Genomic DNA, 26,584 nt, shown 5'->3' on the forward strand with positions numbered 1-26,584 from the left:
CCATTCGTAATCCGTCAGTTCGTAACGCCGCCGGCTCATCTGTCCTCCGTAGCTTGCTCTACAGAGGACAAAGGGGAATCATAAATCACCCAATTTGGGAATCCCGTTTATGAGTATGCAGCCTAAGTTAGTCCATATACGGATTGGCTGCAGAGTGTGGACGCTCCATGAAGACCGTGAACATCCATGAGGCCAAGACCCACTTCTCCCGACTGATCAATCAGGCTGCAGAGGGAGAAGAGATCATCATCAGCCGCGCCGGCAAACCTGTTGCGCGCCTGCTTCGCTATGAGACTCCGAAGATCAAGCGCGAAGCTGGCGTATTACGGGGAAAGCTGCGCATTGGGCCCGACTTCGATGATCCATTGCCAAGCGACATCGCTGCGGCCTTCGGCTGTGAAACCTCCGGGTCCGAGGACGACGGCGCGACAGGCCGTAAAACGTGAAGGGGTTCCTTCTCGATACGCATGTGCTCCTGTGGTGGCTTGCAGAGCCTGAGCGCATTTCCCCGAATGCATATGAGGTAATAGCGGATCCGGAGAACGCGCTCCATGTGAGTGCAGCCTCCATCTGGGAGGCGTCCATCAAGGCGACACTCGGCCGATTGGACCTTCCGGCGACCCTGCCCGACGACATGAAGCAGCAAGGCATGGAAGAACTTGCCATCACGTCTTCACATGCCCTGGCGATTCAGAGGCTCCCCCTGCTGCACCAGGACCCCTTTGATCGGATGTTGATTGCTCAGGCCTTGATGGAGGAACTGATCCTGATCTCTGCAGACAGCATCATGGCACGCTATGACATCGAAATCCTGCAAGTCTGAAAGCTATCCAGTCCTCACGGACGTAACAGACTCATACAACGTCCTTGCCTTGTCCCCTTCGGGACCGCTAAACCGCAACTAGGACGTACTCGGGGGGATATCCACTGATGTTCGAATGGCTGGGCGAGGCGCTGGGCAGCATCATTGCCGCGATCGGGCGGCTGGCGGCGGCGATCTGGGATGGCGTCTCCGGGGCCCTGGACGGCTTCTTCGACGGGCTGGCGCGCGGCGTCGGGCTGCAGAATGCGGACTGGCTGGCCTGGCTGCTGCTGGCCTTCGGTCTCTACCTCATCTACAGCGGTCTGCGCGACCTCTTCCGACGCATCATCCTGGGCGGCCTGATCAAGTTCCTGATCGGCTGTGCGCTGATGACCTATGTGGTGAGCTGACGGTTCGCGCGCCTTACACGTTGAAGCGGAAGTGGAAGACGTCGCCGTCGCGGGCGACATACTCCTTGCCCTCCGCGCGCATCTTGCCGGCATCCTTGCAGGGCTGCTCTCCACCGAGGGCGACGTAGTCATCGTAGGTGATGGTCTCGGCGCGGATGAAGCCGCGTTCGAAATCGCTGTGGATCACGCCCGCAGCCTGCGGGGCCGTGGCGCCGACCGCCACCGTCCAGGCGCGGGCCTCCTTGGGCCCCACGGTGAAGAAGGTGATCAGGTTCAGCAGGCTGTAGCCGGCCCGGATCAGACGCGCGAGCCCCGATTCTTCCAGTCCCAGCTCCTCCAGGAAGGCGGCCTTTTCTTCGTCGTCGCCCAGCGAGGCGACTTCGGCCTCGATGGCGGCCGAGATGACCACGAAGCCGGCACCGGTTTCCTCGGCGCGGGCGCGCACTTTCTCGGAAAGCGTGTTGCCGTCCTTCGCCGCGGCTTCCTCCACATTGGCCACATAGAGCACTGGCTTGGCGGTCAGCAGGTTCAGACTGCGGAAGGTGGGCAGCAATTCGGCCGAGACCTCGACGGTGCGAGCCGGCTGGCCCTCGCGCAGGGCAGCCGCCACCGGCTCCAGCACCGCCACGCGCTGCTTCGCCTCCTTGTCGCCGCCCTTGGCACGCTTGGCGCTGGACTCCAGCTGCCGTTCGACGCTTTCCAGGTCGGCCAGCAGCAGCTCCGTCTCCACCGTCTCGGCATCGCGGATGGGATCGACGGTTTCATCCACATGCGTGATCTCGCCCTCGAAGCAGCGCAGGACGTGGGCGATGGCGTCGACCTCGCGGATATTGGCCAGGAACTGGTTGCCCAACCCCTCGCCCTTTGAAGCCCCACGCACCAGCCCGGCAATGTCCACGAACTCGAGCTGCGTGGGAATCACCTTGGCCGACTTGGCGATCCCGGCCAGGTGCTCCAGGCGCGGGTCGGGCACCGCCACGCGGCCCACGTTGGGCTCGATGGTGCAGAAGGGATAGTTTGCCGCCTCGGCCGCGGCGGTTTCCGTCAGCGCATTGAACAGGGTGGACTTGCCCACGTTGGGCAGCCCGACGATCCCGCATTTGAATCCCATGTCTCAGCTTTCCGTATTGTTTCCGCCCAGGCGCTTCATGGCGTTCTTCAGGGCCTGGCCCAATGTCGTAGCGTTTTCGTGCTTGCCGGCCGTCCCGGCCGGCTGCGGCCCGGAATCCTCAGTCGCCTCGGACGCGGCTGGCTGCCGCTCTGCCGTCTCCCCGTTGCCGCTCGACTTTGCCGCAGCACTCTTCGCTGCAGTGTCCTTGGGTGGCTGCATGGCTTGGCTGACCTTGGACATGAAGGTCCCGTCCGATTTCCCGTCTCCGGGTACCAGCAACGATGCCTCCCGGCCCACAGCCGCCAGCAGGCGCTCCACTGTCTGCTGTTCGCCCTTGGAGAAATCGCTCAGCACATGGCCATGGACCTTCGCCTTGTCGCCCGGATGCCCGATCCCCAGGCGGACGCGGCGGAAATCGGCGCCCAGGTGCGCGATGATCGAGCGCAGGCCGTTGTGTCCTGCATGCCCACCGCCGGTTTTCATCTTCACCTTACCGCAGGCGAGATCCAGCTCGTCGTGGAAGACCACCACCTCGTCGGGCGACAGCTTGTAGAAGCGCGCGGCCTCGCCCACTGATTGGCCGGACTTGTTCATGTAGGTCATGGGCTTGAGCGCCAGCACCTTCTCGCCGTCCAGGGTGCCTTCCGCACAAACACCCTGAAAACGCTGGCGCCAGGGAGAGAAGCCCTGCTGTTCCGCCAGGGCGTCCAGCGCCATGAAGCCGATGTTGTGCCGGTTGCGCGCATAGTTCGGGCCCGGGTTTCCCAGTCCCACGAAAAGCCGCATGGCACTCTCTCCTTCCGGGTCAGGGAACCGGCCGGCCCGCCGGGACGACGGCAGGGCCGCACGATCCCGACAGGCCGGGCAACAAGCTTACTCCTTGGAAGATTCCTCGGCCTCCTCGGATCCCTCCTCCGCGGAGGTTTCCTCGTCGGCTTCGCCTTCCTCGGATTCTTCCTCTTCGCCTTCTTCCTCCTCGTCTTCGCCCTTCAGGGCGCTCGGCGCGGCGATGGTGGCGATGGTGAAGTCGCGGTCGGTGATGGTCGGGGCCACGTCATTGGGCAGCGAGACCTCGCTGATGTGGATGGAATCGCCCACATCGTAACCGGTCAGGTCGATCTCGATGTACTCCGGAATGTTGGCGGCACTGCAATCCAGCTCGACCGTGTGGCGCACAACGTTGAGCACGCCCCCGACCTTGATGCCCTTGCATTCCTCGTCATTGATGAAGTGAACCGGCACCTCGACGCTCACGCGGCTCTTGGCCGAGACGCGCAGGAAATCCACGTGCATCGGCAGCTCCTTGACCGGGTGCAGTTGCACGTCGCGGGCCAGGACCTGTTCCTTCTTGCCGCCGACCTCAATGTTGAAGAGGTGGGTGAAGAAGCCCGGCGTATAGATTTCGCGGACCATGTCGCGCTCTTCGAGCGTGATCAGGACGGGGTCTTTCTTGGCGCCATAGATGACGGCCGGCACCATGCCGGCCCGGCGGACGGCACGGGCTCCCCCCTTGCCAGCCCGTTCACGCTTTTCCGCCTTCAGCGTACGCGTTTCGCTCATGTTTCATACTCCTTGACCAAGCGATTTGCGGCGGACAACGCGCCCGCCGCTGCGACACGCCGCGACCTCCAGGGGTGTCGCGGCCGTGTTTGTTCTGCCGTGCCTTCAGGCCGGCATGTCGAAAAGGCTCGAGACCGAGTGCTCCTCGCTGATCCGGCGGATCGCCTCGCCCAGCAGGGGCGCGATCGAGATCTGCCGAATGTTGTGCGCCACGCGCACGGCCTCGGTGGCCAGAATGCTGTCGGTCGTCACCAGTTCCTCGATGGGCGAGGAGGAGACACGCGCCACGGCCCCGCCGGACAGCACCCCGTGGGTGACATAGGCGGAGACGGCCGTGGCCCCGGCATCCTTCAGCGCACCGGCCGCATTGCACAGGGTGCCCGCGGAATCCACGATGTCGTCCACCAGGATGCAGCGGCGGCCGCGCACATCGCCGATGATATGCATGACCTCCGACACACCGGCACGCTCGCGCCGTTTGTCGATGATCGCGAGATCGGCGTCAAGACGCTTGGCAATGGCGCGCGCGCGCACGACGCCGCCCACGTCGGGGGAGACGATGGTCAGCTGCTCGCCGTCGAAGCGGTCGATGATGTCCTTGATGAAGACCGGGGCCGCGAAGAGGTTGTCCGTCGGGATATCGAAGAAACCCTGGATCTGGCCGGCATGCAGATCCATGGTCAATACGCGGTCGGCCCCCGCCCCGGTGATCAGGTTGGCCACCAGCTTGGCCGAGATCGGCGTGCGCGGCCCCGACTTGCGGTCCTGGCGGGCATAGCCGTAATAGGGCAGCACGGCCGTGATACGCCGGGCCGATCCGCGCTTCAGCGCGTCGATCGCCACCAGCAGTTCCATCAGGTTGTCGTTGGCGGGATAGGACGTGGACTGTACCAGGAAGACGTCCTCGCCGCGCACGTTCTCGTGGATCTCGACGAAGACCTCCATATCGGAAAAACGGCGCATGGAGACCTTGGTGAGCGGCAGGTTCAGGTAGGCGGAAATCGCCTCCGACAACGACCGGTTCGAGTTTCCGGTGAGAATTTTCATGAACTTGGGTCCAGCCTTGGCAAGCTGTACAGGCCTGTACAGCGACAAAAACGGTTTTCCGGAAGCGCCTACAGCCCCCGAGCGCGCGCGGAAAATATCAAGCGGACACATAACTGTAAACGGCCAAGCCGGATGCCTGTGCATAATCCCGATCATGCCGCAGTTTCCCGCCGGGACGGCGTTGACACCGGGGCAGGCGCCGCGTATGTTCCGCGCCTCGAATTCGGTAGGTGTCCGGTCGGTGCAGGCTGGCCGGATGCGACAGTCGTGAGGAAAGAAAGATGAAGGTCATCAACTCCCTGAAGACGGCGAAGCTGCGCGAGAAAGGCTGCCGCGTCGTGCGTCGTCGCGGACGTGTCTACGTCATCAACAAGAAGAATCCCCGCTTCAAGGCCCGCCAGGGCTGAACCGGCGCCGGCTCCGCCCACAGCGGAGCAGAGGCTGCCTGAAGTCGACGCGGAAGGCCGCATCGTTCTCGATGCGGCCTTTTCGTGTTGCCCGCATGAGGTTCGGACCATCGCCTGCCCATTGACCAGAGGGCTCGGCATTCTCATACTCTCTCAAAATTGGTAATACCACTTTCCGCCCCACAGGCGGGAGTCGAAGGGAGAGATGCAGGCATGCAGATGCCGGAGCCGGATCGTGGCGTCATCGGGCGCAAGCGCGAGATCATCGCCGACCTGCAGGAGATCCTGCCGCAGGAAAGCGTGATCTATGACGAGGACGAGCTACGCGCCTACGAGAACGATGGCCTGACTGCCTATCGGCAGATTCCGCTGATCGTCGTGTTGCCGGAGACCACGGATCAGGTCTCGCAGGTCCTGCAGTACTGCCACGAGAACAGCATCAAGGTGGTCCCGCGCGGGGCCGGCACCTCGCTGTCCGGCGGCGCCCTGCCGCTGGAGGACGGGATCGTCCTGGGCCTGGGCAAGTTCAACCAGATCCTGGAGACCGATTTCGAGAACCGCTGCGTGGTCGCCCAGCCCGGGGTCACCAACCTGGGCATTACCAACGCCGTGGAACATGCCGGCTTCTACTATGCCCCGGACCCCTCCAGCCAGATCGCCTGCTCCATCGGCGGCAACGTGGCGGAGAACTCCGGCGGTGTACACTGCCTGAAGTACGGCCTGACCACCAACAACCTGCTGGGCCTCAAGGTGGTGCTGATCGACGGCAGTATCCTCGAGATCGGCGGCAAGCACCTGGACAGCGAAGGTTATGACCTGCTGGGCCTGATGACCGGCTCCGAAGGCCTGCTGGGCGTGGTCACGGAGGTCACCGTGCGCATCCTGCAGAAGCCGGCCTCGGCACGCGCCGTGCTGCTGGGCTTCGAGACCAGCGAGGCCGCCGGCGACTGCGTCGCCTCGGTGATCGCCGAGGGCATCATTCCCGGCGGCATGGAGATGATGGACCGGCCGGCCATCCACGCCGCCGAAGACTTCGTGAAAGCCGGCTATCCGCTGGATGTGGACGCCCTGCTGATCGTCGAGCTGGATGGCCCGCCCGTGGAGGTCGACCACCTGCTCGAACGGGTCAGCGAGATCGCCAAGACACACGGCGCCGTCTACAACCGCATCTCGGAAAGCGACGAGGAACGCGCACGCTTCTGGGCCGGACGCAAGGCGGCCTTCCCGGCCGTCGGCCGCCTGTCGCCCGACTACTACTGCATGGACGGCACCATCCCGCGCAACAAGCTGCCTCATGTGCTGACCCGCATGCGCGAGATGAGCGAACACTACGGCCTGGGCGTGGTGAACGTCTTCCATGCCGGCGACGGCAACCTGCATCCGCTGATCATGTACGACGCCAACAAGCCCGGCGACCTGGAAAAGGCCGAGGAGTTCGGCGGCGACATCCTGACCCTCTGCGTCGAGGTGGGCGGCGTGCTGACCGGCGAACACGGAGTCGGGGTCGAGAAGCGCGACCTCATGGGCTCCATGTTCTCCGAGATCGACCTGAACCAGCAGCAACGCGTGAAGTGCGCCTTCGATCCCGACAGCCTGCTCAATCCCGGCAAGGTCTTCCCGCAGCTGCACCGCTGTGCCGAGCTGGGACGCATGCACATCCACCGGGGCCAGCTGCCCTTCCCCGACATCCCCCGGTTCTGAGGGCCCTCCCATGACGGAAATCCTGCGCCCGGACAGTCCGGACCAGTTGTTCGAACTCGTGAACTGGGCCGTGGCCGAAAAGCAGCCCCTCAAGATCACCGGCAGCAACAGCAAGGACGGCTTGGGTCGCCCCGTGCAGGCCCGGCAAACGGTTTCGCTCTCGGCCTTCAGCGGCATCCGCCTCTACGAACCCGAGGAGCTGGTGCTCTCGGCCGGCGCTGGAACGCCTGTCTCCGAGATCCGCGCGGCGCTTCTGGCCAAGGGACAGGACATGGCCTTCGAGCCACCGGATCTCTCGGCCTTCTACGGCCATGGCGACGGCGAAGGCACGCTGGGCGGCCTGCTGGCCTGCAACCTCTCCGGACCGCGGCGTATCAAGAGCGGGGCGGCGCGCGACCACTTCCTGGGCTTCACGGCCGTGACCGGCCGCGGCGAGGCCGTCAAGTCGGGCGGACGCGTGGTCAAGAACGTGACCGGCTACGACCTCAGCAAGCTGCTGGCCGGCTCCCACGGCACGCTGGGCATGATGACCGAGGTCACACTCAAGGTCCTGCCGGTTTCCGAGAAACTGCGCACGGTCCTGGTCTACGGGCTCGACGATCGCCAGGCAGTCTCTGCATTGTCCCAGGCCCTGGGGACACCGCACGAAGTCTCGGCCGCCGCCCACCTGCCGGCCGCGACGGCGGCTCGCATGGAGCTGTCCCGGGTATCGGACGCGGGCCGTGCGGTCACCGCTGTGCGGGTCGAGGGCCCCGAGCCCTCGGCTCTCTTTCGCTGCGATGCGCTGCGCAGTGAACTCTCCGCCTATGGTGAGACCGAGGAACTGCATGGCCAAAACTCGCGCGACTTCTGGACCAAGGTCGGCGCCCTGGAGCCCTTCGTACAGGCCCCACAGCAGATTGTCTGGCGCCTGTCCACGGCGCCGAGCGCGGCCGCCGGGACGGCAGCGCGTATCCTCGAGCAGCGCGACGGGCAGCACTATTACGACTGGGGCGGCGGGCTGCTGTGGATCGGCTTCGACTCCGCCGGCGGCGATGACGACGGCGGCGAGGCCATCGTGCGTTCGGCCATTGCCGAGGCGGGCGGTCACGCCACCCTGATGCGTGCCCCCGATCCCCTGCGCGCCTCGGTGGCGGTCTTCCAGCCCCAGGAGCCTGGCAAGGCCGCACTTTCCGCGCGCATAAAGACCGCCTTCGACCCCAGCGGCGTCCTCAACCCCGGGCGCATGTACGCGGACAGTTAAGCCCATGCAGACGAACTTCACCCTCGCCCAGCTCGCCGATCCGGATACCCGGGAATCCGAACAGATCCTGCGCAACTGCGTGCATTGCGGCTTCTGCACCGCCACCTGCCCGACCTATGTCCTGCTGGGCGACGAGCTGGACAGCCCGCGCGGGCGCATCTACCTGATCAAGGACATGCTGGAGAACGACAAGCCGGCCAGCGAGAAGGTGGTGACCCACATCGACCGCTGCCTGTCCTGCCTGTCCTGCATGACCACCTGTCCCTCCGGCGTGAACTACATGCATCTGGTCGATCACGCCCGCAAGCATATCGCCGAGACCTACACGCGTCCCCTGCCCGACCGCAGCCTGCGCACCCTGCTGGCGGCTGTCCTGCCCCATCCGGGCCGCTTCCGCCTGGCGCTGATCGGCGCCCAGCTCGCCCGCCCGCTGGCGCGCTTCCTGCCGGGCCGTCTGAAGACCATGCTCGACATGGCGCCGCGCAAGCTGCCCTCGCCCTCGCCGGTGGACCGCCCCCAGGTCTTCCCGGCCGAAGGGGAACGGCGTGCCCGCGTCGCCCTGCTGAACGGCTGCGCCCAACAGGTGCTGTCCCCGGCCATCAACGAGGCCACGGTGCGCCTGCTGACCCGCATGGGGGTCGAGGTTGTCGTGGCCGAAGGCGCCGGCTGCTGCGGAGCCCTGGTGCATCACATGGGCCAGGAGGAGCCGGCGCTCGCCTCGGCGAAAGCCAACATCGACGCCTGGTCCAGGCTGAAGGACAGCGAAGGCGGGCTGGACGGCGTCGTCATCAATGCCTCGGGTTGCGGCACCACGGTCAAGGACTACGGCTTCATGCTGCGCGAGGATCCCGACTATGCCGATAAGGCCGCCGAAATCTCCGCCATGACCAGGGACGTCTCGGAACTGCTGGCCGAATTCGAACTGCCCGAGCCCGTGCGTCCCACCGGCCAGCGTGTTGCCTATCACTCGGCCTGCTCGCTGCAGCACGGCCAGCAGGTTCGCCAACCGCCCAAGACCCTGTTGCAGGCGGCCGGCTTCGAGGTGGTGGAACCGGCCGAGAGCCACATCTGCTGCGGCTCGGCCGGCACCTACAACCTGACCCAGCCGACCCTTGCCAACCGCCTGAAGGAGCGCAAGATCGGGCATCTGAAACAGACGCACGCCGAGATCGTCGCCAGCGGCAACATCGGCTGCATCACCCAGATCGCCGGCGGCGCCGACATGCCGGTGGTTCATACCGTGGAACTGCTCGACTGGGCCACCGGCGGGCCGCGCCCGCCGGGCCTGGCTTGAACAGGGAGCAGACAGCGGATCCGCTCCATACCGGACGTTATTCCCGTATTGTATTGATCTTTTTCACATAATGCGCTTATACCTCCGCCTGTCACGGAGATGAAGCGGGGCAGTCCTGCAAGCTGCAGCCCGTCAGCGACGACTCACATGGCAGGAGGTCAGCAGTGCTCAAGGATTCCCGCTCCCACATCGCTTCCGGAGACGGGACCTCGTGAAAGCCGGCCCGGACAAAGAGGACAGGTTGATGTCCTGGCCGCGTCAGCTGCTGCCCGTCTTCATGCTGGCCCTGGGATTTCTCATCCTGGCCGCAGCCCTCATATACGATACGGCGCAAAAGCAATATGAGTTGGCGCTGGAGTCCGAGCGCAGGATTGCCGAGAAGGGCATCTCGCTGCGTCAGGAAAGCATGGCCAATCACACGCTGGCCACTGCCCACGACAATGACAGCATAGAAAACCTCCTGGTCGATCACGATCCCCAGTGGGCCGAGGAGAACATCGGGAGCTGGGCCATCGAAGGGCTGCAACTTGACGGGGCACTCGTTGTCTGGAGCGAGAACCGCCTTGTCCATCATGCCAATCGGCATGGCTCCGGTCATCTGGACGATCCCTCTGCCTTTCCGGACGAGGTGACTGGCGTGATCGAAGCGGCGCGGCAGAACACGGGCGCTCCCGGCGAGCGCCCTCAAGCCGCCACGGGTTTCTTCCGGGACGACAAGGGATTGCACATGGCAGCCGCCGCCCCGCTCGTCTGGGAGGACACCAGGGACCATGTCGTGGAAGAGGGCTCCCATGCCGTGCTGGTCGTCTTCCTGACCTTCGACGAGAGCTTCCTCGAGGAATTGGCCTCCGGGCTCGGATTCGAGGCCCTGCAAATAGCCACGGAACAACCATCAGGCAGTGCCGCACATCTGCCGCTCAATTCGCATGCCGGGGAACCGGTGGCGCTTCTCAGCTGGCCCAGCACGGGTCCAGGCCTGGGTATGCTGCGCGAGATGGCCCTGCCTCTCGCCGTTGCCGTCCTGATCAAGCTCGTGCTGTCGATTTTCTTCGTGCGCCACGCCTACAAGCGGGCCCGCCTCTTCCAGCATTATCACAGCCTGCTGGAGCAGCGGACGCAGGAACTGCAGGCCTCCAAGGAGGAAGCCGAGGCCCTGAGCCGGAGCAAGTCGCGCTTCCTCGCCACCATGAGTCACGAGCTGCGCACGCCGCTGAACGCCATCCTGGGCTTTTCGGAACTGTTGCAGAAGGACTACGTGAAGTCCCTGCCCATACAGCGGATCCAGGAATACGCTCGGGACATCCACTCCAGCGGCAGCTACCTCCTCTCGCTCATCAACGACATCCTGGACCTCTCCAAGATCGAGGCCGGGCGCTATGATCTGGACGAACGCAGGGTCCGGCTCTCCTCCCTGACCGACGAGAGTATGGCGCTGGTCCGAAACATGGCGGACGGCAAGCAGATCGCCCTTCACGAGCAGATCGAGGATGCTGAACTCAATGTCGACCCCCGGGCCTTCAAGCAGATCCTCGCCAACCTGGTGTCCAACGCCCTGAAGTACTCGGAATCCGGGACCAATGTCTGGCTCGAGAGCAGCCAGCAGGCCGGAGGCGGCCTGGAGATCCGGGTCCGCGACGAAGGCAGCGGCATGAGCGACGAGGATATCGCAAAGGCGCTGGAAGCCTTTGGGCGAAGTGACGACGCCCACAAGAAGGGTGTGCAGGGAACCGGCCTCGGCCTCACCATCTGCCAGTCCCTTGTGCAGATGCACGGCGGCACGCTGGACATTCGCTCCGTGCCCGGTCAGGGAACGACGGTTGCCCTGCATGTTCCGGCGGAACGCGTGCTTTCGGCCCTGTGCAACGCCGAAACACCTCCAGATAGCGAAAAAATTACGCCTGCCTGACGGCGAGTTGAACAATGTCTTGGGTTCGACGCCGGTACACGCTGGCATGCCAGTGGTAGCGAAATACCCTGCTGCGCCTGAAGAAAAACGAATACACTCCATGCCTGTTTACCCTTCCTCAACATCTAGCCTCTAGATTGAGCAGAAACGCCAGGGGTCGTCCTGGCACCGCTTTGCCGTGCTCCCCCCGCATCTCGGTCTCCTTTCCCTTCCTGGAAGAGCGTTCATACAAGCATGAGGATTTTAGACGAGCACAGCAAAAGCCAGGACATCGGCCTGATGTCCGTGCATCGCCAGCTGCTGCCCGTCATCGCCCTGGTCGTCATCTTCCTGATCGTTGCCGGAGCCCTGCTCTGCCACACGGCGCAAGAGCAGAACGAGGTGGCAGAAGGCGCAGAGCGTCATCTTGCCGCCTCCTCCATTTCCGTGCTGCGCAATGGCATTGCCGACTTCGTCGTCGACTACGCCTATTGGGACGACACTGCGCAGCATGTGATCATCGACTACGACGAACAGTGGGCCGACGACAATGTAGGGCAATGGGTCGTCGAGGGTCTCGGAATGGATGGCGCCCTGGTGGCCGGATCGGACAACCGACTGATCCACCACGCGGATGACCACAGTCCCGAGCATCTTGCCGACCCCGCCCGCTATCCGGAAGAGGTCACGGCCATCCTCTCGAAAGCCCGGACTCAGGCAGGCTCTGGTGGAGAGGGATCCGAGGCGGCGACTGGATTCTTCCGCGACGAATTCGGCCTGCACCTGGCTGCGGCCGCCGCGATCGTCTGGGAGGACGAAGGCCCACCGCCGCTGGACAGTGATGTTCACGGTGTTCTCTTCTTCTATCGCACGCTCGACCCCGCCCTTCTTGCCGAATCGGGAGAGCAGTTCCTGCTGAAGGACCTCCGGCTTTCCTCCGGGACTCCAGGCGATGGCGTACCGCACCTGGCGCTTGCGTCAATCGGTGGGAAGGCACTTGGGAACCTCCGCTGGACGAGCGAACAGCCCGGTACGGCCATGCTGAAGAACCTGGTCTTGCCGCTGGCCCTGATGGCGGGTGGCACGCTGCTGATCATCGGCCTCATCGTCCAGCGTGCCTACAAGCGCGCCCGGCTCTTTCGTGATTACCACGACGGGCTGGAGAAACAGACCGAGGAACTGCGGCAGGCCTATGACGCCGCGGCGGCCCTCAGCCAGAGCAAGTCCCACTTCCTGGCCATGATGAGCCATGAGCTGCGCACCCCGCTGAACGCCATCATCGGGTTTTCCGATTTCATGCGCCAGGACCGCATCAGGCCCCTGCCGACCGAGCGCCTGCAGGAGTACGCCAACGACATCCACGCGAGTGGCAACTATCTCCTGGACCTCATCAACGACATCCTCAACATGTCGAAGATCGAGGCACAGCGCTACGAGCTCCACGAGGCCCAGGTCAAGCTGGCGGACCTGCTGGAGCAGAGCATGACACTCGTGAAGAACCTGGCGGACAGCAAGACGATCTCCTTGCATGCCAGTAAATTGGAGGTCCAGCTCTACTTGGACCCGCTGGCCTTCAAGCAGATCCTGCTGAACCTCCTGTCCAACGCGATCAAGTACTCCGAACCCGGAAAAAACATCTGGATCGACGCCCGCCAGAACGAGGATGGAACCCTGTCCGTGAGCGTCCGCGACGAGGGAGTCGGAATGACGCAGGAAGGCATCGCCGCGGCACTCGAGCCATTCGGCCAGGCCAGGAACAGCTACGTGCGCGATGCGCAAGGCACCGGCCTCGGCCTCAATATCTGCCAGGCGCTCATCGAACTGCATGGCGGCAGGCTGGACATAGACTCGATTCCCCAGCAGGGAACCAAGGTCACCCTGCTCCTTCCGCCCGACCGGGTTGTCTGCGGGGCCGATGAAGCCCCGCAACCACAACACCAACTGGCCTCCAACCAGTAGAGGGCGTCGGCTCTTGCCCTGCCGCGATCACTCCAGGCTGCGCTGAACCAACTGCGAGAGGCGTTGCGAGAAGCTGGCCGGGTCGAGCGGCAGATCGCCGTCCAGGATACGCGCCTGGTCGAGCAGCAGTTCACCCATGTCCTCCAGGCCGCTCCTGTCGGCGCCGTTGTTCAGCTTCTCGGACAGCCTGCGCACCAACGGATGCCGGGGATTGACCTCCAGGATGCGCGACATCTCCTGGTTCAACTGGCCGTGCTGCTTCAGCATGCGGGCCAGATGCAGGTCCAGGTCCCCGCTGTCGGCCGACAGGCAGACCGGACTGCTGGTCAGGCGCTTGGAGGCGCGCACGTCCTTGACCTTGTCGGACAGGTTCTCCTTCAGGAAGGTGACCAGTGCCTCGACGTCGCTGTCCTCGCTCTCCGCTTCCGTGTCCTGTGACTCATCCTTGGACTCGCTTTCGATGTTGTCGAGGTCGGCTCCGGCCCGCGTGACCGACTTGAATTCCTTCTCCTGATAGCTGCCGACAGCCGGCACCCAGAATTCGTCGATCGGGTCACACATCAGCAGGACCTCGACATCCTTGTCATAGAAGCCCTCGAGCTGCGGGCTCTTGCGCAGGACCTCGGGATCCTCGCCGGTCATGAAATAGATCTCATTCTGGCCCGGTTTCATGCCGGCGATGTACTCGTCCAGGGAAACCCAGCCCTCGCGGCGGGTGGAGCGGAAGCGCGCCAGCTTGAGCAGCTGCTCGCTCTGGTCGCGATCCTCGTAGAGACCTTCCTTGAGCACGGGCCCGAAGCTCTCCCAGAAGGTTACGTAGTCTTCCGGTTCCTTCTCTGCCTTGCGCTCAAGTTCGCCCAGTACGCGCTTCACGATGGCCGACTTGAGGTGCGCAATCATCGGATTGTGCTGCAGCAGCTCGCGGCTGATGTTGAGCGGCAGGTCCTCGGAATCGATGATGCCACGCAGGAAGCGCAGGTAGGACGGCAGCAGGGTCTCGCAGTCGTCGGTGATGAACACGCGCTTCACGTAGAGGCGGACAGAGTTCTTGCGCTGCGGATCGAAGAGGTCGTAGGGCCGCTGGCTGGGAATGAACAGCAGGCCCGTGTACTCCAGCTTGCCCTCGACGCGGAAGTGCAGCCAGGTCCAGGGATCGTCCAGGGCATGGGCGACGTGCTTGTAGAACTCCTTGTACTGCTCGTCCGAGATCTCGCTCTTGGGCCGCATCCAGAGCGCACCGGCGCTGTTCAGCCGTTCGTTCTCCTCGTCCCCTTCGCCCTTGAGTTCCACGGGGAAGGCGATGTGATCGGAATAGGTCTTGACGATGCGGCGAATGTTGGCGGCTTCGAGGAACTCCTGCGCATCCTCCTTCATCGTCAGGGTGATGCGCGTGCCCCGGGCCGGCGCGGAGTCGCTCTCGGCGATGGTGAAGCTACCGTGTCCGGTGGACTCCCAGTACCAGCCTGTCTCCTCGCCGGCCCTGCGGGTTTCCAGCGAGACATGCTGGGCCACCATGAAGGCGGAATAGAAGCCGACGCCGAACTGGCCGATCAGGTCCACCTCGCCGCGCTTGTCACCCAGCTTGTCCAGGAAAGCCGAGGTGCCGGACTTGGCGATGGTCCCCAGGCTCTCCACCAGGTCTTCCCGGTTCATGCCGATACCGTTGTCGCTGATGATCAGCTGCCCCTTGTCCTTGTCCACCGACAGCTCGATGCGCAGTTCGGGATCGTTTTCCAACAGCTGCGGCTCGGTCAGCGCGGCATAGCGCAGCTTGTCGCAGGCGTCCGAGGCGTTGGAGACAAGCTCCCGCAGGAAGATCTCGCGGTTGGAGTACAGCGCGTTGGCGACGATGTCGAGCAGGCGGCTGACCTCCGCCTGAAAGGATAGTGTTTCCTGGCTGGTTTCACTCATGGCTCTGCTGACGTCTTCACTTTTATCCTGGGTTGATGCCGGATGCCCGAAGAAAGCGGACCCGGCGGCTTTGACCTGCGCCATGATATGAGTGTCCTGCCGGCAGACTGCAAGAGCGCCGGTAAAGCCGACGGCTTTCCGATTGCTGTTCCAGCGAGAAGCGAGCCTTTGAGCCTGTGGCCTCAGCGACTCTCAGGAAGGTCCTCATGGTCGGAACGATCTGAGCGCGTCCGCGTATTGCACCTTGGCCCCGAGCACCCGACGTCTGTAGAATGGCATCCATGAGTTCAGATCGGGTCGTTGCGGTCCTGGGGCCGACCAATACGGGCAAGACCTTCTTTGCCATCGAACGTATGCTGGGTCATTCCAGCGGCATGATCGGCTTCCCCCTGCGGCTCCTGGCACGCGAAAACTACGACCGCGTGGTCCGCGCCCGCGGCGAGCGCCAGGTGGCACTGATCACCGGCGAAGAGAAGATCATCCCCGAGACCGCCCGCTATTTCATCTGCACGGTGGAATCCATGCCGGTGACCAAACCGGTGGACTTCCTGGCCGTGGACGAGATCCAGCTGGCCGCCGATCCCGAGCGTGGGCACATCTTCACCGACCGCCTGCTGCACGCCCGCGGCACCCAGGAAACCCTGTTGCTGGGCAGCGAGACCATCCGGCCGCTGCTGCACGGCCTGATCCGCAACCTGGAGATCGTCTCGCGCCCCCGCTTCTCGAAGCTGACCTATGCCGGCCAGAAGAAGCTGTCCCGCCTGCCGCCCCGATCGGCGGTCGTCACCTTTTCGGTCTCCGAGGTCTATGCCCTGGCCGAGATGCTGCGCCGCCAGCGCGGCGGCACGGCCATCGTCCTGGGCGCCCTCTCGCCGCGCACCCGCAACGCCCAGGTGGAAATGTTCGAATCCGGCGAGGTGGATTACCTGGTCGCCACCGACGCCATCGGCATGGGCCTGAACCTGGGTCTCGACCATGTGGCCTTCGCGCGGCTGTCCAAGTTCGACGGCCATCGCCCGCGCCGGCTCAGCGCGCCCGAGGTGGGCCAGATCGCCGGACGTGCCGGCCGGCACATGAACGACGGCACCTTCGGCACCACGGCCGACCAGCCGCCCATGGAGGAAGAGTTGATCGAGGCCGTGGAGGAACACCAGTTCCCGGCGCTCAACGCCATCTACTGGCGCAATCGCGAGCTGGACTTCGCCCATCCCAAGGCCCTGCTGAGCAGCCTGGAACGCCGCCCGGAACGCAGGGAGCTGATGCGGGTGCGCCCGCCCGACGACCAGGCGGCCCTGGCGACCCTGATGCGCGACGAGTCGCTGATGGATCTGGCGCAGGATCGCCAGAGCGTCGAACTGCTGTGGGAGGTCTGCCAGATTCCGGACTTCCGCAAGACCTTCAGCGACCATCACGTCCGCCTGCTGGCTCAGATCTTCCGCCACCTGCGCCACAACGACCGTCAGCTGCCCGAAGACTGGGTCGCCGGGCAGATCAACCGCATCGCGCGGACCGACGGCGACATCGATGCCCTGATCGCCCGCATCGCCCATGTCCGCACCTGGACCTTCATCACCCACCGCGGCGACTGGCTGGCCGACGCCAAGGGCTGGCAGGAACGCACCCGCGCCATCGAGGACCAGCTCTCGGACGCCCTGCACGCACGGCTGACCAACCGCTTCGTCGACAAGCGCACGGCCACCCTGCTGCGCCGCCTGAGGAGCGGCGAGGACCTTCTGGCCTCGGTGCGCAACAACGGCGAAGTCCTGGTGGAAGGTGAGGAGGTCGGCCACCTGGAGGGCTTCCGCTTCCGCCTGGACGCCTCGGTGGACCGCGACGACAGCCAGGCCATCCTGACGGCCACCCGCAAGGCCCTGCAGCGGGTCATGCCCCAGCGCCTGGCAAAGCTCGAAGAGGACAACGATGGCGCCTTCCAGCTGGACGAGCAGGGGCAACTGCTCTGGCGCGGCACCGCAATCGCCCGGCTGGCGCCGGGCGACAGTCCGCTCAGCCCGCGCATCCAGACCTTCGACAGCGAGTTCCTGGACGGCCCCTCGCGCGAGCGCATCCGCCGCCGCCTGGCCGATTGGCTGAACCGCCATCTGCGCAACGGCCTGGCCGCCCTCTATCAGCTCGAGGAAGCGCCCCTGAAGGGTGCCGCCCGCGGCGTGGCCTTCCAGGTGGCCGAAGCCCTGGGCAGTCTGCCGCGCAGCGCGGCCGCCGAGCAGGTCCAGCAGCTCGACAAGCAGGACCGCAAGGCCCTGGCCGCCCTCAACCTGCGCATCGGCGTCCAGTCCCTGTTCCTGCCCGCCCTGCTGAAACCGCGCAGCCAACGCCTGCGGGCCTTGCTCTGGTGCGTCTTTCACGAGCGTGCCATCACCCCCGCGCCCGAGAGCGGCGACAGGCTGCTGCTCGATGAGCGTGCCGGGGATCCGGCCTTTTGCCAGGCCATCGGATATCGCAGCATGGGCCGCGGCAAGCGCAAGCTGGCCGTGCGCGTTGATAGCCTGGAACAGGTCATGGCCCGGGCACGTCAGAAGACGAAGGAAGGGGTGCTGAGTCCCGACCAGAAGCTGCGCGACCTGCTGGACGGCGATCCGGAAACCCTGCGCCTCGTGCTCGCCAGCCACGGCTATCAGCCGCACCAGGCCGAGGGCGAGACGCTCTTCCGCAAGCAGCGTGGCCGGAAACGCAAGAATCCCTCCGAGACACGCGCACCCGGCAGGAAGAAGGCCAGCCGCAAACCCCGGGCAGACCCCGAACCGCATTCCCCCTTTGCCGTGCTGAAAGGCATGAAGCGAGGCTAGCCCATGAGCGAGGAGAGGAACGCGCAAGGGGCAGACGAGGGCTTCCTGCGCCTCGACAAGTGGCTCTTCTTCGCGCGCTTCTACAAGAGCCGCTCGCTGGCCACCCGCGCCTGCGAAGCCGGCGAAATCCGCATCGGCGGCAGTGTGGTGCGCAAGGCCAATCACAGGCTGCGCATCGGCGACGTGCTGACCTTCTCCAAGGGGCCTTACGTGCGGGTAATCCGTGTCACGCAGCTGCCCGGCCGGCGCGGGCCTGCCAGCGAAGCCCAGGAAAGCTACGAGGACCTGAACCCCGTCAGCGACCAGAAGCCCCTGCCCCGCAACACACGGGGCGAAGGCCCGAAACGCGAACCCGGCGCCGGCCGCCCCACCAAGCGCGAGCGCCGACAACTGGATCGCTTCCGCGGAGACGGGTGAGTCTCGTCTTCCTTGTCCTTTATTCCACAGCGGGTTAAGGCTGGCGCCCGGTACAGGAAACAGCAGGCAGGGAGACCTTCATGGCACTGAAAGTCGCGGAGCGCGGGCGCATTCCGTCCTTCATCGTCATGGACGTGCTGCGGGCGGCCAACGAGAAGATGGCGGCCGGCGAGCATGTCCTGCACCTGGAGGTCGGCCAGCCCGGCACGCCGGCACCGGAGGCGGTGCGCAAGGCAGCGCACACCGCGCTCGACTCCCTGCGCCTGGGCTACACTGATTCGCTGGGCATCCCGCGCCTGCGCAAGCGCATCGCGCGGCACTACATGGAGACCTACGGAACCGAGGTCGATCCTGACCGCATTGCGGTCACCGCCGGTTCTTCGGCCGGTTTCCTGCTGTCTTTCCTGGCCGCCTTCGAGCCAGGCGACCGCGTGGCCCTGGCCGCCCCCGGCTACCCGGCCTATCGCAACATCCTGAAGGCTTTGGGGCTGGAGGCCGTGCTGCTGCCCGCCGGTCCCGAGGAGCGTTTCCAGCCGACACCGGAGCTCATCGAGCAGGCCGGCAAGCTGGACGGCCTGATCCTGGCCAGCCCCTCCAATCCCACCGGCACCATGGTGGACAAGGACACGCTGGGGCGCATCGTCGACTGCTGCCGCGAGCGCGGCATCCGCCTGGTCTCTGACGAGATCTACCACGGCATCGAGTTCACGCGCCGCGCCGTCAGCGCCAGCGAGCTGGACGCCGAGGCCATCATCGTCAACAGCTTCTCCAAGTACTATTCCATGACCGGCTGGCGCCTGGGCTGGCTGGTCCTGCCGCCCGAGCTGGTGCGGCCCATCGAGTGCCTGGCCCAGAATCTCTTCATCTCGCCCATGGCCCTGTCGCAGGAGGCCGGCGTCGCCGCCTTCGACGCCGGCAAGGAACTGGACGGGATCGTTCAGGTCTACGCCCAGAACCGCGCCCACCTGCTGGAGCACCTGCCGGCCGCCGGCTTCCCGGACCTGGCGCCCGCCGACGGCGCCTTCTACATCTACGCCTACAGCGGTCACCTGGGCGACGACAGCCAGGCGCTCTGCAAACGCATGCTGGACGAGATCAACGTCGCCGCCACGCCGGGCACCGACTTCGACCCGGAGCGCGGGCACCACTACATCCGCTTCTCCTTCGCCGGCGCGACCGAGGAAATCGTCGAAGCCTGCGAACGGCTCAAGGGCTGGACGGCGACGTCTTAAGGGCTCGGGTCGGCTTCAATACCCCCGGTCCAGGTCGACCACGTTCTTCATGGGCTGGCCGGCCTCGAAGCGCTGCACGTTGTCCACCAGCGAGGCCACCGCCGTGCGCGGCACGGTGATGCTGGCCATGTGCGGGGTCAGGATGATGCGCGGGTGGCTCCAGAAGGGATGGTTCCCGGGCAGCGGCTCCTCGTGGAAGACATCCAGGGTTGCGGAATCGATCTGCCCGCTGGCCAAGGCATCCAGCAGGTCCTGGTCCACCAGGTGCTCGCCGCGTGCGGCGTTGATGATCATGGCGCCCTTGGGCAGGCGATTGAAGAGATCGGCGTTCAGGATGCCGCGTGTCTGCTCGGTCAGGGGCAGCAGGCAGACCAGGATCTCGCTGCGCCGCAGGATCTCGTCCAGGCCCGCGTCCCCGTGATAGCAGGTCACCCCATCGATCCGCTTTTCCGAACGGCTCCAGCCGGCCACGTCCAGGCCCAGCATGGCCAGCTTCTCGGCGGCATCGCGCCCCAGCACGCCCAGGCCCAGGATGCCGACCTTGCGGTCCCAGCAGGGGGTGAGCGGCAGCGGCTCCCAGCGCTGCTCGGCCTGCTGTTCGCGATAGTCCAGCATGCGGCGATGATGATAGAGCGTCTGCATGACCACGTATTCGGTCATGCCGGCCGTCAGGCCCTCCTCCACCATGCGCACCAGCGGCAGATGCCGCGGCATGTCCGGATCCTTCACCAGGTGGTCGATGCCGGCGCCGATGGAGAAGATGACCTTCAGGTTCGGCAGGGACGCCATGACCCCGGGCTCCGGCTTCCACATCAGGGCATAGTCGATCTCGGACGCATCGCCGATGTCCGGCCACTGCCGGATATCGTGGTGCGACAGCTGCCGCTTGAGTTCGGGAATCCAGACTTTCGCGCTGTCGGCGGTGGAATAGAAGAGCAGAGCCATGGGCAAACTCGACTGATTTGGAGGGATTGTAGACGAGGAAGGATCACAGATTGACGACGCCGCTCTCCACCGCCTCCATGTCGAAGGCAGCCTTGAGCAGAGCCTGAGTATAGGGCTCCCGGGGCGAGTCGAAAATATCCTCCGAGGGCCCCTGTTCCACCACCACGCCGTCCTTCATGACGATGACCTCGTCGGCCAGCGCACGCACCACCTTCAAGTCGTGGCTGATGAAGAGATAGGCCAGCTTGTGCCGCGCCTGCAGGTCACGCAGCAGATCGACGATCTGGGCCTGAACCGACATGTCCAGGGCCGAGGTCGGCTCGTCCAGCACGATGAAGCGCGGCTGCAGCACGATGGCGCGCGCAATGGCGATGCGCTGTCGTTGACCACCCGAGAATTCGTGCGGATAGCGATGACGGCTGTCCGGGTCCAGACCGACTTCCTGGAGGGCCCGGATGATCCGCGTCTCGGCATCCTCCTCGCCCTCCAGCTCATGCACCTTGAGCCCTTCGCCGACGATCTCGGCGATGGACATGCGCGGGCTGAGCGAGCCATAGGGATCCTGGAAGACCACCTGCATCTGGCGGCGCAGCGGGCGCAGGCGCTTGCTCTTCCAGCCCTGGATGTTGCGCTCCTCGAACAGGATCTCGCCCTGGCTGGAAACGAGGCGCAGCAGGGCCAGGCCAAGCGTGGTCTTGCCCGAGCCGGATTCTCCCACCACGCCGACGGTATGGCCTTCGCGCACCGTGATGTCGATGCCGTCCACGGCCTTCACATGGTCGACCGTGCGCTTGAGCAGACCCTTGCGGATGGGGAAGTGAACCTTGATGTCGTCGCCCTGCATGACCAGAGGCGCATCGGGGCGCACCTGCAGGGGCTGCCCCTTGGGTTCGGCGGCCAGCAGGCGCTGGGTATAGCTGTGCTGCGGATTGTCGAAGACCTCGCTGACGGTGCCGCGCTCCACGATCTGACCCTCGGTCATGATGCAGACGTTCTGCGCGTTCTTGCGCACGACGTTCAGGTCGTGGGTGATCAGCAGCAACGACATGTGCATCTCGCTCTGCAGGTCGCGCAGCAGCTTCAGGATCTGCGCCTGGATGGTCACGTCCAGCGCGGTCGTCGGCTCGTCGGCAATCAGCAGGTCCGGCTCGTTGGCCAGTGCCATGGCGATCATCACGCGCTGGCGTTGTCCGCCCGAGAGCTCGTGCGGATAGGCATTGAGCCGGCGCGCCGGATTCTGCAGACCCACCATCTCCAGCAGTTCCAGGGTGCGCTGGCGCGCGGCCTGCTTGGTATAGCCCTTGTGCAGGAACAGCACCTCGCGCACCTGCTTCTCCACGGTGTGCAGGGGGTTGAGCGAGGTCATCGGCTCCTGGAAGATCATGGAGATCTCGTTGCCGCGCAGTTGGCGCAAACGCCGTTGCGACGCGCCGAGCAGCTCCTCGCCCTTGAACATGACCGAACTTCCGGCCGGGTGGGCCGCCAGCGGATAAGGCAGCAGCTGCAGAATCGACAGTGCGCAAACCGACTTGCCCGAGCCGCTCTCCCCAACCAAGGCGAGGGTCTCACCCTTCCTCAGGTCGAAGTCGATGCCGCGCAGGGCCTCGACCGGACCGGCTGGGCTGCGGAAGGTCACACCGAGATTGCGCAGCGAGAGAAGGCTGTCGGCGTGCGTTGACTGCGTCATCAGGCTCTCCCCGTGGCCATGGCAGGCTGCGTACTTGCGGCTGTTTCGGGTGGCGGCGCCGACGAGGCGAAGAGCTTGCGCGGGTCGAAGGCGTCGCGCACGGCCTCGCCGATGAAGACCAGCAGACTGAGCATCACCGCCAGCACGAAGAAGGCGGTCAGCCCCAGCCAGGGCGCCTGCAGATTCGCCTTGCCCTGGGCCACCAGGTCCCCCAGCGAGGCAGAACCGGGCGGCAACCCGAAGCCCAGGAAGTCCAGCGCCGTCAGCATGGTGATCGCACCGGTCAGGATGAACGGCAGGAAGGTCAGCGTGGCCACCATGGCGTTGGGCAGGACATGGCGGTACATGATCACACCATTGGAGACACCCAGGGCCCGGGCGGCACGCACGTAGTCGTAGTTGCGCACCTTCAGGAACTCGGCACGCACCAGCCCCACCAGGGACATCCAGCTGAACAGCAGCATGATCAGCAACAGCCACCAGAAATTCGGCTGCACGATACTGGACAGGATGATCAGGATATAGAGGACCGGCAGGCCCGACCATATCTCGATCACACGCTGGCCCAGCAGGTCGGTCAGGCCGCCGAAGTAGCCCTGGACCGCTCCCACGGCGATGCCGATCAGGGAACTGAAGAAGGTCAGGGTGAGCCCAAAGAGAACCGAGATGCGGAAGCCATAGATCAGTCGCGCCAGCACGTCGCGCGCCTGGTCGTCGGTGCCCAGCCAGTGTTCCGAATCGGGCGGCGCGGGCGCCGGCACGCCCAGGTCCCAGGCCACGGTCCGATGGTTGTAAGGGATCAGGGGCCAGATCATCCAGCCGTCCTCGTTGATCACCTGCTGCAGGTAGGGATCGCGGTAATTGGCCTCGGTCTCGAAATCGCCGCCGAACGTGGTCTCGGGATAGGCCTGGAAGATCGGCATGTAGAAGCTGCCGTCATGGAATACCAGGATCGGCCGGTCGTTGGCGATGAATTCGGCGAACAGGCTGATGCCGAAGAGCACCAGGAAGATCCACAGCGACCAGTAGCCGCGCCGATTCTTGCGGAAATTCTGCAGGCGCCGACGGGTGATGGGATGACTGAACAGACCGCCCCCCTGCTTGCTTTTGGTCACGTCCGGCTGCGTCATGTCTCGCGGCTCTCGAAGTCGATGCGCGGGTCGATCACGGTGTACATGACGTCCCCGACGAGATTGAGGATCAGCCCGACCAGGGTGAAGAAGTACAGCGTGCCGAGGACGATGGGATAGTCGCGGTTGACCACGGCCTCGAAGCCCAGCAGGCCCAGCCCGTCCAGCGAGAAGATCACCTCGATCAGCAGTACCCCGGTGAAGAAGACGGAGATGAAGGCCGCCGGGAAACCGGCAATGACGATCAGCATGGCGTTGCGGAAGACATGACCGTAGAGCACGCGCCGCTCAGTCAGGCCCTTGGAGCGCGCCGTCAGCACGTACTGCTGATGGATGTTCTCCAGGAAGGAGTTCTTGGTCAGCATGGTCAGGCTGGCGAAACCGCTGATCGCCATGGCCAGGACCGGCAGGACCAGATGCCAGAAGTAGTCGACGATCTTCATCGGCCAGGACAGCTCCTCCCAGTTATCTGAGACCAGGCCGCGCAAGGGGAACCAGTCCAGGTAACTGCCACCGGCGAAGAGGACGAGCAACAGGATGGCGAACAGGAAGTTCGGAATGGCATAGCCGACGATGACGATGCCACTGGTCCAGACGTCGAAGGCCTCGCCGTCGCGCACGGCCTTGGCGATGCCCAGGGGGATCGAGGTCAGGTAGGTGAGCAGCATGGTCCAGACGCCCAGCGAGATCGAGACCGGCATCTTGTCGATCACCAGGTCGACAACATCCGCATTGCGGAAGAAGCTCTCTCCGAAATCGAAGACCAGGTAGTTGCCGATCATCATGATGAAGCGCTCGTGCGCCGGCTTGTCGAAGCCGAACTGGCGCTCCAGTTCCTTGATGTATTCGGGATCCAGCCCCGGCGCGCCGTAACGTTCGCTGCGCGCCGAAGAGATCACGTCCTCGCCGCTGCCGCCCGAGGCGCGCTCGATGGCGGCGGTGCTGCCGCCCCCGGTGCCCGTTACCTGCGAGATCACCTGCTCGATCGGCCCGCCGGGCACGAATTGCAGGACGATGAAGTTGATCAGCATGATGCCGAGCAGGGTCGGCACGATCAGGAAGATGCGGCGGATGATGTAGGCGGTCATGCGTCAGCCCCCCTGCTCTTCCGCCGGCGTCTCGACCAGCTCCTCGCCCTCGCGCAGACGGCGTGCCCTCTCTTCGTCGATCCACCAGTTGTCGAAGGAAAAGCCCTGCTCCGGGATAGTCTCGGGATGATCGAACTTGTTCCAGTACACCAGGCGGTCCACGCGGGAATGCCAGTGCGGCACCACGTAATGCCCCCACAGCAGAACGCGGTCCATGGCTCGCGTGGCGGCGATCAGCTCCTCGCGGCTGCCGGCCTGGATCACGTCCTCGATCAGGGCATCGACCACGGGGTCCTGGATACCTGGCAGGTTGCGACTGCCCGGCATTTCGGCTGCTGCCGAACTCCAGTAGTTGCGTTGCTCATTGCCGGGGGAATCCGACTGCCCCCAGGAGGCGACCGTCATGTCGAAGTCGAACTCGCGCAGGCGGTTGATGTACTGCGAAGTATCCACCAGGCGCACGGTGGGGTCGATGCCCAGGCGCCGCAGGTTGTGGACATAGGGCAGGACGACCCGCTCGAAGGCGGTGCTGTAGATCAGTATTTCGAAGCGCATCTGCTCGCCGGTGTCTTCATGCACCAGTTCCATGTCGCGCACCACCCAGCCGGCCTCCTCCAGCAGCTCGAAGGCTGTCTTCAGGTTCTCGCGCGGCCAGCCGCTGCCGTCGGTGGAGGGGGCGAAGTACTCCTCTTCGAAGACCTCCTCCGGCAACTTGTCCCGATGGGGCTCCAGCAGCTCCAGCTCGCGCCCCTCGGGCAGTCCCCTCGAAGCCAGCTCGGAATTCGAGAAATAGCTTTCAGTCCGGTCGTAGAGCCCGAAGAAGAGGTTGCGATTCGACCATTCGAAATCGAAGGCGTAAGCCATGGCGCGCCGTACACGGGGGTCCGAGAAGACGGGCCGCCGCGTGTTCATGGCGAAGCCCTGCATGCCGGTGGGGCGTTCGTGAGGAATCTCCTCCAGGATCAGGCGTCCGCTCTCGGCGGCCGGTGTCTCGTAATCCAGGGCCCAGGCCTTGGCCTGGTTCTCCTGCCGGAAGTCCACCTCGCCCGCCTTCACGGCCTGGCGGATCACGGTCTCGTCGCGATAGTAGTCGTAGCGGATGCTGTCGAAGTTGTAGCGCCCCTGATTGACCGCGAGATCCTTGCCCCAGTAATCCTCGACGCGCTCATAGGTCACGTGACGACCGAGTTCGTAGTCGGCCACACGATAGGGGCCACTGCCCACAGGCGGTTCCCGGACTGCGCGGGTAAAGTCGCGCTCCTCCCAGTAGTGTTTCGGCAGGATGGGCAGCTGCCCGATGATAAGGGGCAACTCCAGGTTCTCGCCGCCCGAGAAGTTGAACCGGACCTTCCGCCGCCCCGTTTTCTCCGCCGAATCGACATTGGCATAGTACTGGCGGTACATGGGATGGCCTTCCTCGCGCAAGATGTTCAGCGAGAAGATGACATCCTCCACGGTGATCGGCTCGCCGTCATGCCAACGCGCGTCTTCGCGCAGCGTGAATTCCGCCCAGGAGCGGTCGTCCGGCACGCGGATGCTCTCGGCAATCAGGCCGTACATGGTGAAGGGCTCGTCGGCACTGGAGACCATCAGGGTGTCATTCAGATAGTCGGCACCGTTGGCCGCCACGCCGCGAACGATATAGGGATTGAAGCTGTCATAGTTGCCAAGGGCGGCCAGGTGCACCTGGCCGCCCTTCGGCGCGTCGGGATTGACATAGTCGAAATGCTCGAAATCCGCCGGATACTTCGGCTCACCGTGCATGGCGATGCCGTGCGCCGGTTCTGGCGCGTCATCCCCACCCCCAAGGCGCTCCTCCTGAGCCGAAACCGGGAAGGCCGAGAGCAGGACGCAGAGGCCCGCTGCCTTCAGGATTGCATTCATGCCTCCGGCCATGTCCCTTGTACTGCCTCCCGCCATTATCGGCGCGTTCGTTTATCGCACCGTCTTG

General features: G+C 64.7%; 22 protein-coding genes. 12 read left to right on the forward strand and 10 right to left on the reverse strand.

Going from position 1 to position 26,584, the window contains the following annotated elements; genetic code table 11:
• The first annotated feature begins 167 nt into the window (after window positions 1-167).
• The 3 genes from ACFOW6_RS11075 to ACFOW6_RS11085 all read left to right on the forward strand — a co-directional run bounded on the left by ACFOW6_RS11075 (window position 168) and on the right by ACFOW6_RS11085 (window position 1,212).
• Complete coding sequence (locus tag ACFOW6_RS11075; RefSeq protein WP_382422435.1) at window positions 168-446, forward strand: type II toxin-antitoxin system Phd/YefM family antitoxin; 279 nt, start codon at window positions 168-170, stop codon at window positions 444-446.
• Window positions 443-823, forward strand: coding sequence for a type II toxin-antitoxin system VapC family toxin (locus ACFOW6_RS11080; RefSeq protein ID WP_382422436.1), 381 nt, complete (start codon window positions 443-445; stop codon window positions 821-823). The genes ACFOW6_RS11075 and ACFOW6_RS11080 overlap by 4 nt, the downstream gene beginning before the upstream one ends.
• Before the next feature lie 107 nt (window positions 824-930).
• Window positions 931-1,212, forward strand: coding sequence for a hypothetical protein (locus ACFOW6_RS11085; protein WP_382422437.1), 282 nt, complete (start codon window positions 931-933; stop codon window positions 1,210-1,212).
• Between the two features lie 13 nt (window positions 1,213-1,225).
• Here the strand turns inward: ACFOW6_RS11085 and ychF are convergent, their stop codons facing one another.
• The 4 genes from ychF to ACFOW6_RS11105 all read right to left on the reverse strand — a co-directional run bounded on the left by ychF (window position 1,226) and on the right by ACFOW6_RS11105 (window position 4,930).
• Window positions 1,226-2,323, reverse strand: coding sequence for a redox-regulated ATPase YchF (gene ychF / locus ACFOW6_RS11090; protein ID WP_382422438.1), 1,098 nt, complete (start codon window positions 2,321-2,323; stop codon window positions 1,226-1,228).
• A gap of 3 nt (window positions 2,324-2,326) precedes the next feature.
• The gene (gene pth, locus ACFOW6_RS11095) at window positions 2,327-3,109 is read right to left on the reverse strand and encodes an aminoacyl-tRNA hydrolase (protein WP_382422439.1); all 783 of its coding nucleotides are present in this window, start codon (window positions 3,107-3,109) and stop codon (window positions 2,327-2,329) included.
• Window positions 3,110-3,196: 87 nt separating this feature from the next.
• The gene (locus tag ACFOW6_RS11100; RefSeq protein ID WP_382422440.1) at window positions 3,197-3,883 is read right to left on the reverse strand and encodes a 50S ribosomal protein L25/general stress protein Ctc; all 687 of its coding nucleotides are present in this window, start codon (window positions 3,881-3,883) and stop codon (window positions 3,197-3,199) included.
• Window positions 3,884-3,988: 105 nt separating this feature from the next.
• Window positions 3,989-4,930, reverse strand: a complete 942-nt coding sequence (locus ACFOW6_RS11105) for a ribose-phosphate pyrophosphokinase (RefSeq protein WP_382422441.1) — start codon at window positions 4,928-4,930, stop codon at window positions 3,989-3,991.
• A gap of 281 nt (window positions 4,931-5,211) precedes the next feature.
• On the opposite strand from ACFOW6_RS11105, the gene ykgO reads away from it, so the two are divergent.
• The 6 genes from ykgO (at window position 5,212) to ACFOW6_RS11135 (ending at window position 13,419) form a co-directional block, all read left to right on the forward strand.
• Window positions 5,212-5,337 carry a type B 50S ribosomal protein L36 gene (ykgO, locus tag ACFOW6_RS11110; RefSeq protein ID WP_026988018.1) on the forward strand — a complete coding sequence of 42 codons (126 nt, stop codon included), beginning with the start codon at window positions 5,212-5,214 and terminating at the stop codon, window positions 5,335-5,337.
• A gap of 213 nt (window positions 5,338-5,550) precedes the next feature.
• A complete protein-coding gene (locus ACFOW6_RS11115; protein ID WP_382422442.1) occupies window positions 5,551-7,038 on the forward strand; it encodes an FAD-linked oxidase C-terminal domain-containing protein in 1,488 nt (495 codons plus the stop codon).
• A 10-nt stretch (window positions 7,039-7,048) separates the two neighbouring features.
• Window positions 7,049-8,281: a glycolate oxidase subunit GlcE gene (gene glcE / locus ACFOW6_RS11120; RefSeq protein WP_382422443.1), complete on the forward strand. Its 1,233-nt coding sequence runs from the start codon at window positions 7,049-7,051 to the stop codon at window positions 8,279-8,281.
• Between the two features lie 4 nt (window positions 8,282-8,285).
• Window positions 8,286-9,575: a glycolate oxidase subunit GlcF gene (glcF, locus tag ACFOW6_RS11125; protein ID WP_382422444.1), complete on the forward strand. Its 1,290-nt coding sequence runs from the start codon at window positions 8,286-8,288 to the stop codon at window positions 9,573-9,575.
• 244 nt (window positions 9,576-9,819) lie between these two features.
• Window positions 9,820-11,481 carry a sensor histidine kinase gene (locus ACFOW6_RS11130; protein ID WP_382422445.1) on the forward strand — a complete coding sequence of 554 codons (1,662 nt, stop codon included), beginning with the start codon at window positions 9,820-9,822 and terminating at the stop codon, window positions 11,479-11,481.
• A 234-nt stretch (window positions 11,482-11,715) separates the two neighbouring features.
• Window positions 11,716-13,419, forward strand: a complete 1,704-nt coding sequence (locus ACFOW6_RS11135; RefSeq protein ID WP_382422446.1) for a sensor histidine kinase — start codon at window positions 11,716-11,718, stop codon at window positions 13,417-13,419.
• 27 nt (window positions 13,420-13,446) lie between these two features.
• On the opposite strand, the gene htpG is transcribed toward ACFOW6_RS11135, so the two are convergent.
• The gene (gene htpG, locus ACFOW6_RS11140; protein WP_382422447.1) at window positions 13,447-15,330 is read right to left on the reverse strand and encodes a molecular chaperone HtpG; all 1,884 of its coding nucleotides are present in this window, start codon (window positions 15,328-15,330) and stop codon (window positions 13,447-13,449) included.
• Window positions 15,331-15,611: 281 nt separating this feature from the next.
• On the opposite strand from htpG, the gene ACFOW6_RS11145 reads away from it, so the two are divergent.
• The 3 genes from ACFOW6_RS11145 (at window position 15,612) to ACFOW6_RS11155 (ending at window position 19,783) form a co-directional block, all read left to right on the forward strand.
• On the forward strand, window positions 15,612-18,134 hold the full coding sequence (locus tag ACFOW6_RS11145; RefSeq protein ID WP_382422448.1) for a helicase-related protein: 2,523 nt from the start codon (window positions 15,612-15,614) through the stop codon (window positions 18,132-18,134).
• Window positions 18,135-18,137: 3 nt separating this feature from the next.
• Window positions 18,138-18,551, forward strand: coding sequence for an RNA-binding S4 domain-containing protein (locus tag ACFOW6_RS11150; protein ID WP_382422449.1), 414 nt, complete (start codon window positions 18,138-18,140; stop codon window positions 18,549-18,551).
• 80 nt (window positions 18,552-18,631) lie between these two features.
• Complete coding sequence (locus ACFOW6_RS11155) at window positions 18,632-19,783, forward strand: pyridoxal phosphate-dependent aminotransferase (RefSeq protein WP_382422450.1); 1,152 nt, start codon at window positions 18,632-18,634, stop codon at window positions 19,781-19,783.
• Window positions 19,784-19,798: 15 nt separating this feature from the next.
• On the opposite strand, the gene ACFOW6_RS11160 is transcribed toward ACFOW6_RS11155, so the two are convergent.
• From ACFOW6_RS11160 to ACFOW6_RS11180, 5 genes are read right to left on the reverse strand one after another with little or no spacing between them, the layout of a single operon-like run.
• Window positions 19,799-20,728, reverse strand: coding sequence for a 2-hydroxyacid dehydrogenase (locus ACFOW6_RS11160; RefSeq protein WP_382422451.1), 930 nt, complete (start codon window positions 20,726-20,728; stop codon window positions 19,799-19,801).
• A 43-nt stretch (window positions 20,729-20,771) separates the two neighbouring features.
• Window positions 20,772-22,415, reverse strand: coding sequence for an ABC transporter ATP-binding protein (locus ACFOW6_RS11165; protein ID WP_382422452.1), 1,644 nt, complete (start codon window positions 22,413-22,415; stop codon window positions 20,772-20,774).
• A complete protein-coding gene (locus tag ACFOW6_RS11170) occupies window positions 22,415-23,545 on the reverse strand; it encodes an ABC transporter permease (protein ID WP_382422453.1) in 1,131 nt (376 codons plus the stop codon). Before ACFOW6_RS11170 ends, ACFOW6_RS11165 begins: the two co-directional genes overlap by 1 nt.
• The gene (locus tag ACFOW6_RS11175; RefSeq protein WP_382422454.1) at window positions 23,542-24,633 is read right to left on the reverse strand and encodes a microcin C ABC transporter permease YejB; all 1,092 of its coding nucleotides are present in this window, start codon (window positions 24,631-24,633) and stop codon (window positions 23,542-23,544) included. The genes ACFOW6_RS11170 and ACFOW6_RS11175 overlap by 4 nt, the downstream gene beginning before the upstream one ends.
• Window positions 24,634-24,636: 3 nt before the next feature.
• Window positions 24,637-26,529, reverse strand: a complete 1,893-nt coding sequence (locus ACFOW6_RS11180; protein WP_382422455.1) for an extracellular solute-binding protein — start codon at window positions 26,527-26,529, stop codon at window positions 24,637-24,639.
• Window positions 26,530-26,584 lie beyond the last annotated feature (55 nt).

The organism is Fodinicurvata halophila (genome assembly GCF_042651425.1).
Taxonomy (GTDB): domain Bacteria; phylum Pseudomonadota; class Alphaproteobacteria; order Kiloniellales; family DSM-21159; genus Fodinicurvata; species Fodinicurvata halophila.

Bases quoted from the DNA above. Each gene is read 5' to 3' on its own strand.
- ACFOW6_RS11145 (WP_382422448.1), top strand. From the start codon at position 15,612: ATGAGTTCAGATCGGGTCGTTGCGGTCCTGGGGCCGACCAATACGGGC.
- ykgO (WP_026988018.1), top strand. From the start codon at position 5,212: ATGAAGGTCATCAACTCCCTGAAGACGGCGAAGCTGCGCGAGAAAGGC.
- htpG (WP_382422447.1), bottom strand. From the start codon at position 15,330: ATGAGTGAAACCAGCCAGGAAACACTATCCTTTCAGGCGGAGGTCAGC.
- ACFOW6_RS11175 (WP_382422454.1), bottom strand. From the start codon at position 24,633: ATGACCGCCTACATCATCCGCCGCATCTTCCTGATCGTGCCGACCCTG.
- pth (WP_382422439.1), bottom strand. From the start codon at position 3,109: ATGCGGCTTTTCGTGGGACTGGGAAACCCGGGCCCGAACTATGCGCGC.
- ACFOW6_RS11130 (WP_382422445.1), top strand. From the start codon at position 9,820: ATGTCCTGGCCGCGTCAGCTGCTGCCCGTCTTCATGCTGGCCCTGGGA.
- ACFOW6_RS11135 (WP_382422446.1), top strand. From the start codon at position 11,716: ATGAGGATTTTAGACGAGCACAGCAAAAGCCAGGACATCGGCCTGATG.
- ACFOW6_RS11150 (WP_382422449.1), top strand. From the start codon at position 18,138: ATGAGCGAGGAGAGGAACGCGCAAGGGGCAGACGAGGGCTTCCTGCGC.
- ACFOW6_RS11165 (WP_382422452.1), bottom strand. From the start codon at position 22,415: ATGACGCAGTCAACGCACGCCGACAGCCTTCTCTCGCTGCGCAATCTC.
- ACFOW6_RS11160 (WP_382422451.1), bottom strand. From the start codon at position 20,728: ATGGCTCTGCTCTTCTATTCCACCGCCGACAGCGCGAAAGTCTGGATT.
- glcF (WP_382422444.1), top strand. From the start codon at position 8,286: ATGCAGACGAACTTCACCCTCGCCCAGCTCGCCGATCCGGATACCCGG.
- ACFOW6_RS11180 (WP_382422455.1), bottom strand. From the start codon at position 26,529: ATGGCCGGAGGCATGAATGCAATCCTGAAGGCAGCGGGCCTCTGCGTC.
- ychF (WP_382422438.1), bottom strand. From the start codon at position 2,323: ATGGGATTCAAATGCGGGATCGTCGGGCTGCCCAACGTGGGCAAGTCC.
- ACFOW6_RS11100 (WP_382422440.1), bottom strand. From the start codon at position 3,883: ATGAGCGAAACGCGTACGCTGAAGGCGGAAAAGCGTGAACGGGCTGGC.
- ACFOW6_RS11170 (WP_382422453.1), bottom strand. From the start codon at position 23,545: ATGACGCAGCCGGACGTGACCAAAAGCAAGCAGGGGGGCGGTCTGTTC.
- ACFOW6_RS11075 (WP_382422435.1), top strand. From the start codon at position 168: ATGAAGACCGTGAACATCCATGAGGCCAAGACCCACTTCTCCCGACTG.
- ACFOW6_RS11155 (WP_382422450.1), top strand. From the start codon at position 18,632: ATGGCACTGAAAGTCGCGGAGCGCGGGCGCATTCCGTCCTTCATCGTC.
- ACFOW6_RS11085 (WP_382422437.1), top strand. From the start codon at position 931: ATGTTCGAATGGCTGGGCGAGGCGCTGGGCAGCATCATTGCCGCGATC.
- glcE (WP_382422443.1), top strand. From the start codon at position 7,049: ATGACGGAAATCCTGCGCCCGGACAGTCCGGACCAGTTGTTCGAACTC.
- ACFOW6_RS11115 (WP_382422442.1), top strand. From the start codon at position 5,551: ATGCAGATGCCGGAGCCGGATCGTGGCGTCATCGGGCGCAAGCGCGAG.
- ACFOW6_RS11105 (WP_382422441.1), bottom strand. From the start codon at position 4,930: ATGAAAATTCTCACCGGAAACTCGAACCGGTCGTTGTCGGAGGCGATT.